The sequence below is a fragment of the Cupriavidus sp. 21MJTG02-4 genome, from assembly GCF_057798975.1.
The window spans coordinates 442,052-456,775 of sequence record NZ_JBYOJP010000002.1 but is presented as its reverse complement, the minus strand read 5'-3'; the positions used below and the strand labels follow the sequence as shown (position 1 = coordinate 456,775).

Genomic DNA, 14,724 nt, shown 5'->3' with positions numbered 1-14,724 from the left:
ACGAGCCCCCCGAACTCAGAACTCGACATCGAGTTCGCTGATTTCGTCGGGCTCCTCGCGGGCTGCGGCAATCCATTCCTGGAGTTCCGGCATGGCCAGGATCTGCTTGCAGTACTCAACGGGCACCGGGTCCAGCATGACCCCATACGTGACGAAGCGCGTCACCACCGGCGCGTACATGGCGTCGGCCATCGTGCGGGTGCCGAACAGGTAAGGGCCGCCATACCGCTCCAGGCATTCGGTCCAGATTGCGGTGATGCGGTCGATATCGGCCTGCGCGCGCGACCAGACTTTCAGGCCAGGGAACTGCCCCTTGAGGTTCATTGGCAATGCCGCGCGCATGGCGGCAAAACCTGAATGCATCTCGCCGCAGATCGCGCGGCAAAGTGCGCGTGCGGTGCGGTCGTCGGGCAGCAGCCCCGCCTTGGGAGAGATCTCGTTAAGGTACTCGGCAATCGCCAGCGTGTCCCAAACGGTCACATCCTGATGGCGCAGGCACGGCACCAGGATCGATGGCGAGAGGAGCAGGATCTCTGCGCGCACGGCCGGGTCGTCCGGCGTCACCAGCACCTCCTCGAACTCCAGGCCTGCAAAGCGCGCCAGCAGCCATCCGCGCAGCGACCATGAAGAGTAGGTCTTGCTGCTGATGGTGAGTGTGGTCTTGCCCATCTCGCCTCCTTGTCGCCCGTCGCGGCGATCAGCACGATACCGGCCATCCGGCTCTACGCACCCATGCAGTGCAGCGGACCAGCACCAGCGTGAAGCCTGTGCGCCTGCCACGCCACCAGCATTCCATTCGGGCCAACCTGGCCGAGCGGCTCGCAAAGCTTGTGCCACCATTGATGCTGATGGCATATATATTGCGCATAGCGGGGCCACGGATTCACGGGAGGCGAGCCATGCTGTACCAGGCGTACCAGACCTACGCGGACATGATGCACCCGGGCTGTACCCTGGCCGGTCTCACTGCATCCATCCTTGCCACCAACCCGAGTGCCGCCGGTACCGATTCCATGCGTTCGCTATGGGCAGCCTGCGAGATCCTGGCGCTGGCACGCCTGACCCACCACCGTCCCGACTTCGGTATTGACAGCGTAGTCGTCAATGGCGTGCCCGTGCAGGTTTCCGAGGAAGTCGTCGCGCGTACGCCATTTTGTTCGCTGCTGCATTTCCGCCGCCACGGCATCGGCGGGCAGCCCCGCGTGCTGCTGGTTGCGCCGATGTCCGGCCACTTCGCCACCCTGCTGCGCGGCACCGCGCAGACTATGCTGGCCGACCATGACGTCTACATGACCGACTGGCACAACCCGCGCGATATCCCGCTGCTTGCCGGCCGCTTTGGCTTCGACGAGTTCGTCGGGCACCTGATTGCCTTCATGCACACACTTGGCGGACACACGCACCTGGTCGCCGTCTGCCAGCCAACCGTCGCCGCGCTGGCCGCTGCCGCGCTGATGGCCGAGGACGACGACCCGGACCAGCCACCCAGCCTCACGCTCATGGCAGGCCCGATCGACGCGCGCGTCAATCCGACCAAGGTCAACGAACTTGCCATGGCCCGCCCGATCGAGTGGTTCGAGAGCAGGCTGATCGGCTTCGTCCCGCTGCGCTTTGCCGGCGGACTGCGCCGCGTCTACCCGGGCTTTGTCCAACTACTGGCCTTCATGAGCATGAACCTGGAACGGCACGATCAGGCGCTGCGCGAGATGCACGCGCTGCGCTCGCGCGGCGAGCATGAGAAGGCCGATGCTATCCAGGACTTCTACGTCGAATACTTCGCCACCATGGACCTCACGGCGGAGTTCTACCTTGAGACTGTCAGTACGGTATTCCAGCGTTTCCTGTTGGCGCAGGGACTGCTGGAAGTGGGCGGACGACTCGTCTCCACGCGCGCCATCCGCCGCACGGCACTGCTGACCGTGGAAGGCGAGCGCGACGATATCTGCGCCATCGGCCAGACCATGGCCGCCCAGGACCTATGTAGCAGCCTGCGCCCGACCCTGCGCTTGCACCATGTGCAAACCGGCGTGGGGCACTATGGCGTATTCAATGGCAGGCGGTGGGAGACCCAGGTCTATCCGCTGGTCCGCGACACGATCTATATGCGGGATTGAAGCGGATAGGGGCGCCGCAGCACGGCGGGCAGCCACGGCGCATACAATGCGCAGTCCAACATCGGACAAAAGCATGGCCTCGCTACCCATCGAACGCTTTCAGGACCAGGACCTGGTCCGCATCGGGCAAGATGAAAACTACCTGTTGCTCGCGCCGCGGCATGGCGGACGGCTGGTGCGCTGGGTGTTGCGCGGGGAGGACATCCTGTACTGGCCAGACCAGGCCGACTGGAGCCGCGCAGCGAAGATCCGTGGCGGGAATCCGCTGTTGTTTCCGTTTATCGGACGGCACTTTGTTGACGGGCAGGCCGGCCATTGGCGCGACCCGGATGGCGCCATCCACGCATTGCCGCAGCATGGCTTTGCGCGCGATCTGCCCTTTACCGTCGCCAGCAGCGACGACAGCAGCATCGCTTTGGTTCTGGAAGCATCGGACGGCACCTGGACCGGCTATCCGCACGCGTTCCGCTTCGAGGCGCACTACCGCCTGATCGACGGTGGACTGGAAGTGGCGCTGCGCACGGAAAACAGGGGCAACACGCGGCTGCCCTACTATGCGGGCCACCATTTCTATTTTCGACTGCCCGCGGCGCAGCGGCACCAGAGTCGCCTGCGACTGCCGCCAACCACGCGACGACGACAGGAGCCGGACGGTCGGCTGACGGCGGCGACGCCGGGTGACCCTGTCTATGCGTTGGATGATGACCGGCTGCAAGACACTTTCCATGTGCTGCAAGGCACCGGGCCTGTCACGCTGGCCATGCCGGACCGAACGCTGGAAATTGACCTCGACGTGCCAGGCAGCATCGCATGGCATGCGGTGACCACATGGTCGGAAAGGGTCGACTCGGATTTCTATTGCATCGAGCCGTGGCTCGGCCTGCCTGACGCCATCCACAACGGCCAGGGCCTGCGCTGGCTGGAGCCGGGGCAGGAGGAAACCGCCATTTGCCGACTATGCGTGGACTAGATCGCCACCTCAGTGCTCGAAGTCCAGGCCGCCGATCAGCACCGACGGGTCGGCCTGCGACAGCGAACTCCAATCGAGTTGGCGCGGCTCCTGCCAGGCCTTGAGCTTGGCCGGCAAGGCCGCCAGGTAGCCCGCAAACCGCTGCGGGCCGCCGTCGGCAAACAGCGCCTCGACCTCCAGGCCATCCCATGCCAGCGTGACATCGAGCGGATGGGTGAAACGCTGCAACTCCACCGCCCCGCGGCCGCGGATGCGCACGCGGGCCGGCCATCCGGCCAATGTGCCCGGCAGGATTTCGACCTGCAAGCGATGCGGGTACAGGCGAACGATCGCATCGACAATGCGCGGGATGCAGTCTGCTTCGAAACGCGCGAGGAAGTCGGTGGTCACGGTCAGCCCTTGTGTGTTGAGCAGCGGCGGGATCTGGACAGCAGTCACCGCTGCAGGCAAGCATAGTGTGCAGCCACCCCATGGGCAACGGCCCCGCTGAAACGTCTGGCATTTGCAACGGAGCGGTGGCAAATCATGCTAGAATGCGGCCCCAAGTCATGCCAGAGGCATGCCAAGGCGGGCGTCGTATAATGGCTATTACCTTAGCTTCCCAAGCTAAAGACGTGGGTTCGATTCCCATCGCCCGCTCCACAGCCAAGCTCTTGGCGTATGCCGCCGGCCCCAGACAGGTCGATCGGCAGCAGGAAGACAGTCCACCTTGCGGCCAACTCCATCACCGGGAGTGATCGTTGCCGCATTCGCAACCCTGGTGTTTCGCCGGGGTTATCCATGCCCCACACGGTTCGCCCGTTATCCGAGGACGATGAGTGCCATCTGAACAGCGAGATGCATCTGTGCTGCACACCAGCAAGAAACCGGTCCATGTGGCATTCGGCGTGGATGCAGGCTATTACCGCGGCATGGGGGTAGCCATCACATCCGTTGTCGAAAACAATCCGGGGCTGGATTTCGTTTTCCATGTTTTCGCCTTCTCCATCACGACAGACAATCGGGAGAAGCTTGAAAAGCTGGCGAAACAGTATGGTGTGGCGGTTCAGCTCCATCTGCTCGATACGGCCGCCCTCGACGAATTCCGCCAGTTCCCCTGTTTCAGCAAGCATTCGCTGGGCACCTTTATCCGCCTGCTGATTCCATCGACGCTGAGCGGTATCGCGGAACAGGTGCTGTACCTGGATGCCGACCTGCTTTGCTTCGGCGACCTGTCCGACCTGCTTGCCATCGATCTCGGGGACTGCATCGCCGCAGCGGTCGCCGATGAGAAGGACACGACTGTCACCACGCAGATTCCAGCATTGGGGCTGAAACACGGCCACTACTTCAATGCAGGTGTTATGTACATCGATGTGCGGAACTGGATGGCCGCCAACGTCCAGCAAGTCGCGTTGAAAGCGCTCGCAACATTGGACATGCGATTTGCAGACCAGGATGCCTTGAACATCGCTCTCGATGGCCGGGTTAGATATGTCGATGCGAAGTGGAACTATCGATATCACCTCGTGGACTACCTGACGCGCGGGGAAACCAGACTGGAGGTTCCACAGCCTTACGTTTTCATGCACTTTACCGGACCGGTAAAGCCATGGCACACCTGGTGCCTGCATGACATCCGGGAATTGTTCACAGAGATACAGTCGCGTTCGCCATGGGCGGAGTCACCGTTGGACGGACCGCGAACAGCACGAGAGCTGAAACTGTTTTCCAAATTCCTGATCACACAACACCGAATTGCCAAAGGCGTCTACTGGCACTGCCGCTACCTGAAATTGCGGCTGATGCAGAAACTGAAGTCCTCATAAGATCTCTATCTTCGACTGGGAACTACGGTTTTACGCAAGTCAGTGCAGACCAAGAAGAGAATGACTCAACGACTTGATCAAAGCCTCACTTCAATCGCTTCAATGTCCGGCGTTGCTTCGATGGACCGGGAAGACGCGGTAATCCGCGTCCTGGCCCGACTTGCCGCAGTTGTCCTTGCTGCTTTCTACATTCTCGCACTGATCGTGGATCGGGCGGCCGGCGTGCTGTATGGCCTGCTTATTGTGCTGGGCCTTGCAGTATTGCTTTACCGCTGGAAATCGCAAAGCCGACTATTTTTCGCGCAGTTAAGGCGTTACTGGCCACTTGCCATCGCCATGGCGGCACCAATGATGGCAGTCATGGCGAACGAAATATCGAGGCAACAATTCTCGATCCGTAGCATCGATGCGCCCTCGAGACTGGCCCTGTTCGCGCTGGTACTCTGGACCGTTTCCCACGTGCCGCTGCGATATTTGCGTCATTTGCAGTGGGCCTTCGTTGCAGGCGCAATCCTGTCCACCATCAAGATCCAGGTACTTAGCCATGGCGGGCAAGAAAGGTATCTGACGGACTTCATACCCATTACCATCTTCATTGAAATGGCGATGGTGCTGGGAGCGTACGGCTTGTTTTCGCTTGGCTGGAGCTGGCAGCAAAGCAAGACCGAAATCGTGATCAAGGTTTTGGCAGCGTCGGCAATCCTGTATGGCAGCTACATTTCCCAGTCGCGCGGGGCGTGGATAACCATACCGCTATTTGGTGGAATTGCGGTGTTCTCCAGTGGAGTCCTACCGAAGGGTCGCAAGCTGGCCATGACAATCGTGGTTGCGCTTGTGCTAGTGGCCGCCATGAGCCAGGCAAAACTGTTCAAGGATCGCATTGCTGATGCGCGCAATGATATCGACCAGTACGTAAGCGGCACGAATGTCGAGACTTCCATTGGCTTCCGCTTTCAGCTCTGGCAGGGATCCGTCGTAATCTTCCGCGAGCACCCTGTTTTCGGTGTAGGCGTCGACAGGTATCGCGACGCCCTCGCAGATCTGGCAAATCGAAAGATCATTACGCCGGCTGCCACCGTTTTTGCCCATTCGCACAACGAATTCCTGTTCAATGCCGCCAGACTTGGCCTGTTTGGGATTGCCGCCTTGCTGGCCTTGTACCTGGTGCCTGCCTACTATTTCGTGCGGGATCTCCGACACCGCGACAAGGAAGTCCGTGCTGCGGCTTGCATGGGCGCCTCCTTATGTGGCGGCATTTTTGTGCTCGGCCTGACCGATGTGGTATTCCTTTGGTGGGAAGTCTTCCCCTTCTATGCCGTGGGCATTGCCACATTCTTGAGTTTCATTGACAAGAAAAAGGCCACCCTGCCGGTGCCGCAAGGCGCTGCCGGGGAGATGCCACCGATCAGGTAAAATTCCGTGTCTCGTAGCCGCGCCGCGCGCGGATTGCTTCAGATTCGAACAAATTGCACGCCGCGAAGGCCTGACGCCTGATGGCCGACGCCGTGCATCCCTTGCCGTAAATTGCCTGTACCGCCGGCCGCAAGACCTCGAGCGGCCCTCCAGGCGGCTTTCTCGTTGCCATGCCTGCCCAAGACCCCAGCACCGAAGCTTTCCCGACTAAAGATGTTCCGAGTGGCGAGAACGTTGATACGCCCTCCCCCACCGACCCCGAAGGCGTAGCCCACCCCCGCCGCATCCGCTCATTCGTCCGGCGCGCCGGCCGCACCTCCACCGGCCAGCAGCGCGCCATTGATGAAGTCGGCCCGCGCCTGCTAGTGCCGTACGCCCCGGAACCGCTGGACTGGGAAGCCACATTCGGCCGCCAGGCCCCGGCCATTCTGGAAATCGGCTTCGGCATGGGCGAGACCACCGCGCATATTGCCCAACTGCGCCCGCAGGACAATTTCCTCGGATGCGAAGTGCACGAACCCGGCGTGGGTGCCCTGCTCAAGCTGGCGGGCGAACGCGCGATCGAGAACATCCGGATCATCCAGCACGATGCCGTGGAAGTCATCGCACACATGCTCACCGAGAATTGCCTCGATGGCGTGCATATCTACTTCCCCGACCCGTGGCACAAGAAGCGCCACAACAAGCGCCGGCTGGTGCAGCCGCCGCTGGTGAAGCTGCTGGCCGGGCGTCTGAAGCCGGGGGGATACATCCACTGCGCGACTGACTGGGAAGAGTACGCACACCAGATGGTGGAAGTGCTGGCTGGCGAGCCGGCCCTGGAGAACACCTCCTCGGCGGCCGATGGCTTTTCGGAACGGCCGGAATACCGGCCCATCACCAAGTTCGAGCGCCGCGGCGTGCGGCTCGGGCATGGCGTCTGGGATGTCGTGTTCCGCAAGCGCAGCTGATAGTTCAGCAACGAACCCCATCAGCACAAACAAAAAGGCGTGGCACATTGGCCACGCCTTTTTGTTTCCTGCCTTCGCGGTATCAAGCGTGCCAGGAAATGAGCCCGGTGTAAGCCGTCGCGAGCACGATGATGCCGAACGCAATCCGGTACCAGGCAAACGGCTTGAAGTCGTGCGTGGCAACGAAGCGCAGCAGCCAGCGCACGCAAAGGAACGCCGACAGGAACGCGAAGACGAAACCGATACCGAAGATGCCGAGGTCATCCGCGGACAACAGCGCGCGAGCCTTGTACAGCTCGTACACCGTCGCCCCGAAGATCACGGGGATGGCAAGGAAGAACGAGAACTCGGTCGCCACCTGGCGCGACAGGCCAAACAACATGCCGCCGATGATGGTCGCACCCGATCGCGACGTCCCTGGCACCAGCGCAAAACACTGGGCAAGACCGACCTTCAGGGCATCACGCCAGTTCAGGTCATCGACCGATTCGATGCGCGGCGCACCGGCCTTGGCGGCTTGCAGCAATGCATTGCCGCGCGGATTGCTGACCACGGCGCGGCGGCCCTCGCGCCATTCGGCCAGCAGGATCACCACCCCGCCGACGATGAAGGCCAGCGCCACCGTGATCGGGTTGAACAGATGGGCCTTGATCCATTTGCCGAACACCAGCGCCAGCACGATGGCCGGCACCGTCGCCACGATGACGTTGATGGCGAAACGCTGTGCCTTCGGGTCCGTCGTCAGCCCGGCCAATACGTTGCCGATGCGCCGGCGAAACTCCCAGCAGACCGCAAGGATGGCGCCGAACTGGATGACGATCTCGAAGATCTTGCCCTTTTCATCATTGAAGTCGAGCAGCTGGCCGGCCAGGATCAGGTGGCCGGTGCTCGAGATAGGCAGAAACTCGGTCAATCCTTCGACGATGCCGAGTATCACGGCTTTCAGGGCAAGTACGATATCCATGGATGAGGTCGTTTAGGCGGGGACATGCCCGAGCTTGGCCGGGCAATGCCTCTTTATGGCTCAGGGGCGATTGATTTTGACGTTGATGCCGTCCGACAAGACCGTGATTGTACCGGGCTCGACCTCTCTCCCCACAAGCCGCAACTGGTCCGGCCGGAAGGTGTACAGCGCGTAGCCCTGCAGGAACTGCTCAGCCACGATTCCGCCAAGCGCGTTGACCTGGCGCGAAAACTGGCCAGGCAGTCCCTGCACGTCGAACTGCTGGACTTCCGGATCCTGCAGCACAATCGAATGGCTCGGCGCGTCGTAACGCAGGCCGCTATCGAGCGCGAACCGGCCCGCCAGCGCTTGGCGGAAGAACAACTTGTTGTCAACGGTGGCATCGAACTGCAGGTTGACACGATTGCGTACCGGATCGAGCGTCAGGCGCGGGTTCGACAACTGAATATCGAACAGCTCCAGGTAGCGCTTGCTGAACGGAAACTTGTGGTCCAGCGCCGATTGCAACTGGCTCTGCGAGAAGGTGTATTCGTTGCCGAACGAACCGCAGGCGCCCAGCCAGATGGTCGCCATGACAGTGGCGATGGCGCCGGTCAAGCGCCGCCGGGAAATCCGGATCATATTGCCTCCGATGGAGTGGTTTGCGCCGACCATGGCGGGCGGCACGCGCAGGCTGCCCTCACGCGCCGCGGCCGGCAGGCGCGGTCAGGATTTCGAGTTCCGTCAGCCAGCGCAGCGCGGATTCGCGCGAATCGCCGCACATTTCGGCGGAGGGTTGCAGCCCGCCGCAAAAGGCCGGCCGCTCGGGCCGGCCGAAGACCGCGCACCTCGCATCCGGCAGCAACTGCGCGCAGCGAACTCCCGCCGGCTTGCCGTTGGGCATGCCGGGAAGCGGTGACGCGATCGACGGCGCGATGCAGCAGGCGCCGCAACCGTCACGGCAGGAAATGTGAGACTGGCAACTCATGGGAATGGTTCAGCAAGCCGCGTCCAGGCGCGGCAAAGGCGCGGCAAAGGCGCGGCAAAGGCGCCATTGTGCCCCATTACGCGTCGGCGCTCGCCGGTCCGGCACAGACCCCCCATTAAGAGCGCTAAGCATCACTTGTTGCAGGATTGCCGCGCCGTGCTCCATAGGCAGGGCGAACCCGGGTTGACCGCCCCCCATGCCCGCCCTACATTACTGACCGAAAAGTTATTAATATCCCGCCCCCCGCTTCTCACCAAACATGGCAACACCCGGCAAAACCTCCGTGGTCGACCACTCCGCCCATCGCAAAGACGCCGAAACACCACGCTGGAGCCGGCGCAAGGCCGCCCGCCCGCAGGAACTGGTCGCGGCCGCGCTGGGCTTGTTCGTGGAGCGCGGCTATGCCGCCACGCGCCTGGAAGACGTGGCCGCGGCCGCCGGCGTCTCGAAGGGGACGGTGTACCTCTACTTCGCCAACAAGGAAGAGTTGTTCAAAACCGTGGTCCGCGAAAACCTGGTGCCTGCGCTGGCACGCGGCACGGACCTGGTTGACCGCTTCGAGGGCTCGACGCCGGAGTTGCTGCGCGAGCTGCTGCGCGGCTGGTGGGGGCTGATCGGCGCCACGCCGGTAGCGGGGCTGACCAAGCTGATCATGGCGGAGTCCGGCAACTTCCCCGACATCGCGCGCTTCTACCAGGAAGAGGTGATGGCTCCGGGTGACGAACTCTTCGCACGCGTGCTGGCGCGCGGTGCGGAGCGCGGCGAGTTCCGTGCCCTGCCCCCCAATCCGGCCACCACGCTGGTCTGTGCGCCGCTGGTGTTCCTGATGCTCTGGCAGCGCTCGTTCGGCCTTTACGGGCACAAGGAAATCGACCCGGACGTGTACATCGACAACCTGCTCGAGATGCTGCTGTTCGGCCTGACAACCGGCGAGACGCGCGACCGCCCGTTGCCGCCGAAGTCCGGACCCTACGTCTGGGAAAAGATCCGCGACGAGATGGAAGCCCAACGCCTGGCGCAGCACGCCCACGAGCCGGACACGATGGCAGCCGCGGCCGCCGCACAACAAGGCAAGACATGAAGCGAAACAAGAAGATCCTGATCGCCGTGCTGGGCACGGTCGCCGTACTCAGCGCCACCGCCGCGGTGCGCAAGGCCGGCAGCGCGCGCCAGGCTCAGGCGTCGGCGCAGGCCGCTGCGCCTTCCGTGGTGGAGTTCCTTCAGTCCGACCTGGTGCAGGCGGGCACACGCGACCTGCAGGTTGCGCTGCCGCTGTCCGGCAGCCTGCGCGCGCTGAACCAGGCATCGGTCAAGGCCAAGGTGTCGGGCGAGGTATTGCAGGTACTCGTGCGCGAAGGCGAGGCCGTGCGCGCGGGCCAGGTCATCGTACGCATCGACCCGACCGAATACGAGGCCAAGGTCGCGCAGGCCCGGGGCCAGATGCTGGCAGCGCGGGGACAGTTCGAGAACTCGCGCCAGACGTGGGAGCGCAACCGCGAACTGGTCGGCAAGGGTTTTATCTCGAAGACCGCGTTCGACAACTATCAATCCAATCTCGACGTGGCGCGCGCCAACCTGGACGCGGCGCAGGGGGGCCTGGCCGTCGCACAGAAGGCGCTGAACGACACCGTGGTCAAGGCCCCGCTCGATGGCATGGTCGCCGCGCGCGCCGTGCAGCCCGGCGAAAAGGTATCGCCCGACACGCGGCTGATCGACGTGGTCGACCTGCGTGTGCTGGAACTGGAAGCGCCGGTACCGATGGCCGACGTGGCGCGCGCGTCGGTGGGCCAGTCGGTGCAGCTGAATGTGGAAGGCGCCGGGCAATTCACCGGCGCGCTGGTGCGCATCAACCCCGCCGTGAGCCAGGGCACGCGCAGCATCGTGGTCTATGTGCGCGTGCAGAATGGCGACGGCAAGCTGCGCGCCGGCATGTTTGCGCGCGGTGCGCTGGTGCTCGGCGAGCGCAGCGGCGTGGTGTCGGTGCCGGCGTCGGCCGTGCGCAGCGACGGCGACCGCGCCTTCGTCTATGTGGTCGAGAACGGCCTGCTGGCCGAGCGCGCCGTACAGACCGGCGTGCGCGACGAAGGCAGCGCCATGGTCGAGATCACCTCGGGACTGGCCGCCGGCGCCGAGATCGTGCGCAACAACCTGGGCACGCTGCGCAGCGGCAGCCAGGTGCGCCGCGTGAAAGCCTGAGGACGACGCGCCATGTGGTTTACCCGCCTGTCGATCCAGAACCCGGTGCTGGCCACCATGATGATGCTGGCCTTCATCGTGGTAGGCCTGTTCTCTTACCAGCGCCTGCCGGTGGACCAGTTCCCCGACATCACCTTCCCGGTGGTGGTGGTGCAGACCGAATACCCTGGTGCCGCACCGGAGTCAGTCGAGTCCGACGTCACGCGCAAGGTCGAGGAGATTGTCAACACGATCTCGGGCATTGACGAGATCTTCTCGCACTCGTACCAGGGCACGTCGGTCGTCGTCGTCAAGTTCGACCTCAGCGTCGACGTCGGGCAGGCCGCGCAGGATGTGCGCGACAAGCTCGCGCTGATCCGCAAGCAGCTTCGCGACGAAGTCGAAGACCCGCGCGTGCTGCGCTATGACCCCACCGACGCCCCCATCTTCTACCTCTCCGTCTCGAACGCGCCGGGTGCCGAGCGCAGCCAACGCGAGCTGACCACCATCGCCGACCAGATCGTGCGCAAGCGGCTGGAGACCGTGCGCGGCGTGGGAACCATCAATATCGTCGGCGGCACCAAGCGCGAGGTGGAAATTCGCATCCGGCCGACGCAGCTCGAAGCACTGGGCATCGGCGTCGACCAGGTGATGAACGCGATCCGCAGCGAGAACCAGGAGCTGCCCGCGGGCGAACTGCGCTCGTCCTCGACCGAGACCGTGGTGCAGATCAAGGGCCGCGTGCCCACGCCCGACGCTTTCCGCAGGATCATCGTCGCGCGCCGCGCGGGCCAGCCGGTCACACTGGGCGAGATTGCCGACGTGCGCGACGGCCAGGAAGAGCAGGAAAGCCTGGCGCTGCTCGACGGCAAGCGCGCCCTCTTCCTCTCCGTGGTCAAGGCGCAGGGCCAGAACACCGTCGATACCGTGGACGGCCTGGTACGCATGGTCGACGAAGTGCGCAAGCTGGTGCCTGCCGGCGTGCAACTCACCGTGGTCAACGACACGGCGCGCGGCATCCGCAGCAGCGTCAAAGAGGTACGCTCCACGCTGCTCGAAGGCGCGCTGCTGACCGTGGCGATCGTGTTCCTGTTCCTGGGCTCGTGGCGCAGCACCGTCATCACGGGCCTGACGCTGCCGATCGCGCTGATCGGCACCTTCGGCGTGATGTACCTGTGCGGCTTCACGCTCAACGTGATCACGCTGATGGCGCTGTCGCTGTGCGTGGGCCTGCTGATCGACGACGCCATCGTGGTGCGCGAGAACATCGTGCGCCACAACCTGATGGGCAAGGACCACCGCACCTCGGCACTGGATGGCACGGCCGAGATCGGGCTCGCGGTGCTGGCGACCACGTTCTCGATCGTCGCGGTGTTCCTGCCGGTGGGCTTCATGGGCGGCATTATCGGGCGCTTCTTCCACCAGTTCGGCATTACGGTGGTAGCGGCGGTGCTGATCTCGATGTTCGTCTCGTTTACGCTGGACCCGATGCTGTCCTCGGTCTGGCACGATCCGGACCTGCACGGCACCGGCAACAAGAAGAGCTGGTACGGACGCACAGTGGGCCGGCTGCTTGACTGGTTCTCGGCGCGCATGGATGCGCTGGGCCACGGCTATGCCTCGATGCTGGGCTGGGCGCTCAAGCACAGGCTGGCCACCACGCTGATTGCCATCGTCACCTTCTTCGGCAGCTTTGCGCTGGTGCCGCTGATCGGCACCGAATTCGTCCCCGCCGCCGACCTGGGCGAAACGCAGGTCGGCTTCACCACGCCGGTCGGCACGTCGATGGAGGTCACCGAGGCCAAGGTGCGCCAGGTGGAAGCCGCGCTCAAGTCCTTCCCCGAAGTCGTCTATACCTACGCGACGATCAATTCGGGCAACACGTCCGGGCGCAACAACGCGCTAGTGTCCGTGCGGCTGGTGGAACGCCGCGCGCGCAAGCTGTCTACCGTGCAGCTCAACCCGAAGATCCGCGAGCGCCTGACCGCCATCGCTGGCATCACGCTGACCATGGTGGGCATGCCCGATGGCGCGGGCGGCCAGAAGGCGATCCAGGTATCGATCCAGGGCGAAGACCTGAACGAGTTGCGACGGCTGTCGCAGGAGGCCAGCCGCCGCATGCTGGCCATCCGCGGCCTGGCGGACCTGGATTCGAGCATGAAGGATGACCGGCCCACCATCGAGGTGCGTATCCGCCGCGAACTGGCGTCGGACCTGGGCGTGGGCGTCGCGCAGATCGGCAATGCGTTGCGGCCGCTGCTGGCGGGCGATGCCATCAGTTCGTGGCGCGCGCCGGATGACCAGAACTACGACGTGCGCGTGCGGCTGCCGCGCGACGCGCGCACCGGGATGGCCGACCTCAATGCGCTGATGATCGCCAGCAACCAGACCAATCCCGACGGCACGCCGAAGATGGTGGCGCTGCGGCAGGTGGCCGACCTGGTGCCGACCACGGGCGCCAACCAGATCAGCCGCCGCGACCTGAACCGCGAAGTCGAACTGACGGCCAATACCGCCGGGCGCTCGGCGGGCGAAGTCGCGCGAGACGTCAAGGCAGCGCTTGACGGCATGACCTGGCCGGCTGGCTACAAGTACCGCTTTGGCGGCTCGACCAAGTCGATGAACGAATCGTTCGGCTACGCGGTGTCCGCGTTGGCACTGGCCGTGATTTTCATCTACATGATCCTGGCCTCGCAGTTCGCCAGCTTCTTCCAGCCGATCGCCATCATGACCTCGCTGCCGCTCACGCTGATCGGCGTATTCGCGGCGCTGCTGCTGTTCCGCTCGACGCTGAACATGTTCTCGATCATCGGCTTCATCATGCTGATGGGGCTGGTAACCAAGAACGCAATCTTGCTGGTGGACTTTGCCAACCAGGCGCGGCACGGCCATGTGGACGGCGCCGACGGCCGGGCACCGCTTTCGCGCGAGGCCGCGCTGATCGAAGCGGCACGCGTGCGGCTGCGCCCGATCCTGATGACCACGCTGGCCATGATCTTCGGCATGGTGCCGCTCGCCTTCAGCCTCGGCGAAGGCGCCGAGCAGCGCGCGCCGATGGGCCAGACGGTGATCGGCGGCATCATCACGTCGTCGATCCTGACGCTCGTGGTGGTGCCGGTGATCTATACGTATCTCGATGATTTCGCGGTGTGGCTACGGCTGCGCTGGCAGGGCCGGCCACCCGTGGCGGGCAGCTCACCGGACGCAGCCGACCCTGGAGCCGCGGCACAACATCCGAGCGCCGAATGAGCCGGACGGCGCACGGAGGGTTAAAATGCAGGGTTTGACAAGTCTGCCCGGCCGTGGCACCGCGCGGCCCGGACACAAGCACCCATATAGCGGTTGGCATTGGTAAGGAATGGC

At 63.7% G+C, this 14,724-nt stretch carries 13 protein-coding genes and 1 tRNA gene; 9 read left to right on the top strand and 5 right to left on the bottom strand.

What is annotated here, in order from left to right:
• Window positions 1-15 precede the first annotated feature (15 nt).
• The gene (locus AC3FKH_RS05335) at window positions 16-669 is read right to left on the bottom strand and encodes a glutathione S-transferase family protein (RefSeq protein ID WP_488673536.1); all 654 of its coding nucleotides are present in this window, start codon (window positions 667-669) and stop codon (window positions 16-18) included.
• Between the two features lie 230 nt (window positions 670-899).
• Here AC3FKH_RS05335 and AC3FKH_RS05330 point away from each other — a divergent pair, with 230 nt between their 5' ends.
• On the top strand, window positions 900-2,114 hold the full coding sequence (locus AC3FKH_RS05330) for a polyhydroxyalkanoate depolymerase (protein WP_488673534.1): 1,215 nt from the start codon (window positions 900-902) through the stop codon (window positions 2,112-2,114).
• A 73-nt stretch (window positions 2,115-2,187) separates the two neighbouring features.
• On the top strand, window positions 2,188-3,084 hold the full coding sequence (locus AC3FKH_RS05325) for an aldose epimerase family protein (protein ID WP_488673533.1): 897 nt from the start codon (window positions 2,188-2,190) through the stop codon (window positions 3,082-3,084).
• A gap of 9 nt (window positions 3,085-3,093) precedes the next feature.
• On the opposite strand, the gene AC3FKH_RS05320 is transcribed toward AC3FKH_RS05325, so the two are convergent.
• Window positions 3,094-3,474, bottom strand: coding sequence for a DUF5594 family protein (locus tag AC3FKH_RS05320; RefSeq protein WP_488673854.1), 381 nt, complete (start codon window positions 3,472-3,474; stop codon window positions 3,094-3,096).
• 177 nt (window positions 3,475-3,651) lie between these two features.
• Between AC3FKH_RS05320 and AC3FKH_RS05315 the strand changes: the two genes are divergently transcribed.
• The 4 genes from AC3FKH_RS05315 to trmB all read left to right on the top strand — a co-directional run bounded on the left by AC3FKH_RS05315 (window position 3,652) and on the right by trmB (window position 7,255).
• Window positions 3,652-3,726 (top strand) — tRNA-Gly (locus tag AC3FKH_RS05315).
• A 176-nt stretch (window positions 3,727-3,902) separates the two neighbouring features.
• Entirely contained in the window at window positions 3,903-4,892 is a 990-nt protein-coding gene (locus AC3FKH_RS05310) for a glycosyltransferase family 8 protein (protein ID WP_488673531.1), read from the top strand.
• Between the two features lie 60 nt (window positions 4,893-4,952).
• Window positions 4,953-6,305 (top strand): O-antigen ligase family protein, encoded by a 1,353-nt coding sequence (locus AC3FKH_RS05305; protein WP_488673529.1) that lies wholly within the window; start codon window positions 4,953-4,955, stop codon window positions 6,303-6,305.
• 170 nt (window positions 6,306-6,475) lie between these two features.
• Window positions 6,476-7,255, top strand: a complete 780-nt coding sequence (trmB, locus tag AC3FKH_RS05300; RefSeq protein ID WP_488673527.1) for a tRNA (guanosine(46)-N7)-methyltransferase TrmB — start codon at window positions 6,476-6,478, stop codon at window positions 7,253-7,255.
• Between the two features lie 82 nt (window positions 7,256-7,337).
• Here trmB and AC3FKH_RS05295 read toward each other — a convergent pair whose 3' ends face one another.
• From AC3FKH_RS05295 to AC3FKH_RS05285, 3 genes are read right to left on the bottom strand one after another with little or no spacing between them, the layout of a single operon-like run.
• A complete protein-coding gene (locus AC3FKH_RS05295; protein ID WP_488673525.1) occupies window positions 7,338-8,219 on the bottom strand; it encodes an undecaprenyl-diphosphate phosphatase in 882 nt (293 codons plus the stop codon).
• A 60-nt stretch (window positions 8,220-8,279) separates the two neighbouring features.
• Entirely contained in the window at window positions 8,280-8,840 is a 561-nt protein-coding gene (locus AC3FKH_RS05290; RefSeq protein ID WP_488673523.1) for a DUF1439 domain-containing protein, read from the bottom strand.
• A 58-nt stretch (window positions 8,841-8,898) separates the two neighbouring features.
• Window positions 8,899-9,186 carry a YkgJ family cysteine cluster protein gene (locus AC3FKH_RS05285; RefSeq protein WP_483731425.1) on the bottom strand — a complete coding sequence of 96 codons (288 nt, stop codon included), beginning with the start codon at window positions 9,184-9,186 and terminating at the stop codon, window positions 8,899-8,901.
• 259 nt (window positions 9,187-9,445) lie between these two features.
• Between AC3FKH_RS05285 and AC3FKH_RS05280 the strand changes: the two genes are divergently transcribed.
• From AC3FKH_RS05280 to AC3FKH_RS05270, 3 genes are read left to right on the top strand one after another with little or no spacing between them, the layout of a single operon-like run.
• Entirely contained in the window at window positions 9,446-10,267 is an 822-nt protein-coding gene (locus AC3FKH_RS05280; RefSeq protein ID WP_488673521.1) for a TetR/AcrR family transcriptional regulator, read from the top strand.
• Window positions 10,264-11,382: an efflux RND transporter periplasmic adaptor subunit gene (locus tag AC3FKH_RS05275; protein WP_488673519.1), complete on the top strand. Its 1,119-nt coding sequence runs from the start codon at window positions 10,264-10,266 to the stop codon at window positions 11,380-11,382. The genes AC3FKH_RS05280 and AC3FKH_RS05275 overlap by 4 nt, the downstream gene beginning before the upstream one ends.
• Before the next feature lie 12 nt (window positions 11,383-11,394).
• Window positions 11,395-14,610: an efflux RND transporter permease subunit gene (locus AC3FKH_RS05270; RefSeq protein WP_488673517.1), complete on the top strand. Its 3,216-nt coding sequence runs from the start codon at window positions 11,395-11,397 to the stop codon at window positions 14,608-14,610.
• Window positions 14,611-14,724: the final 114 nt, after the last annotated feature.

What these genes read in the sequence shown, in the direction of transcription:
- AC3FKH_RS05335 (WP_488673536.1), bottom strand. Translation starts at nt 669, where the DNA reads ATGGGCAAGACCACACTCACCATCAGCAGCAAGACCTACTCTTCATGG.
- AC3FKH_RS05330 (WP_488673534.1), top strand. Translation starts at nt 900, where the DNA reads ATGCTGTACCAGGCGTACCAGACCTACGCGGACATGATGCACCCGGGC.
- AC3FKH_RS05325 (WP_488673533.1), top strand. Translation starts at nt 2,188, where the DNA reads ATGGCCTCGCTACCCATCGAACGCTTTCAGGACCAGGACCTGGTCCGC.
- AC3FKH_RS05305 (WP_488673529.1), top strand. Translation starts at nt 4,953, where the DNA reads ATGACTCAACGACTTGATCAAAGCCTCACTTCAATCGCTTCAATGTCC.
- trmB (WP_488673527.1), top strand. Translation starts at nt 6,476, where the DNA reads ATGCCTGCCCAAGACCCCAGCACCGAAGCTTTCCCGACTAAAGATGTT.
- AC3FKH_RS05295 (WP_488673525.1), bottom strand. Translation starts at nt 8,219, where the DNA reads ATGGATATCGTACTTGCCCTGAAAGCCGTGATACTCGGCATCGTCGAA.
- AC3FKH_RS05290 (WP_488673523.1), bottom strand. Translation starts at nt 8,840, where the DNA reads ATGATCCGGATTTCCCGGCGGCGCTTGACCGGCGCCATCGCCACTGTC.
- AC3FKH_RS05285 (WP_483731425.1), bottom strand. Translation starts at nt 9,186, where the DNA reads ATGAGTTGCCAGTCTCACATTTCCTGCCGTGACGGTTGCGGCGCCTGC.
- AC3FKH_RS05280 (WP_488673521.1), top strand. Translation starts at nt 9,446, where the DNA reads ATGGCAACACCCGGCAAAACCTCCGTGGTCGACCACTCCGCCCATCGC.
- AC3FKH_RS05275 (WP_488673519.1), top strand. Translation starts at nt 10,264, where the DNA reads ATGAAGCGAAACAAGAAGATCCTGATCGCCGTGCTGGGCACGGTCGCC.
- AC3FKH_RS05270 (WP_488673517.1), top strand. Translation starts at nt 11,395, where the DNA reads ATGTGGTTTACCCGCCTGTCGATCCAGAACCCGGTGCTGGCCACCATG.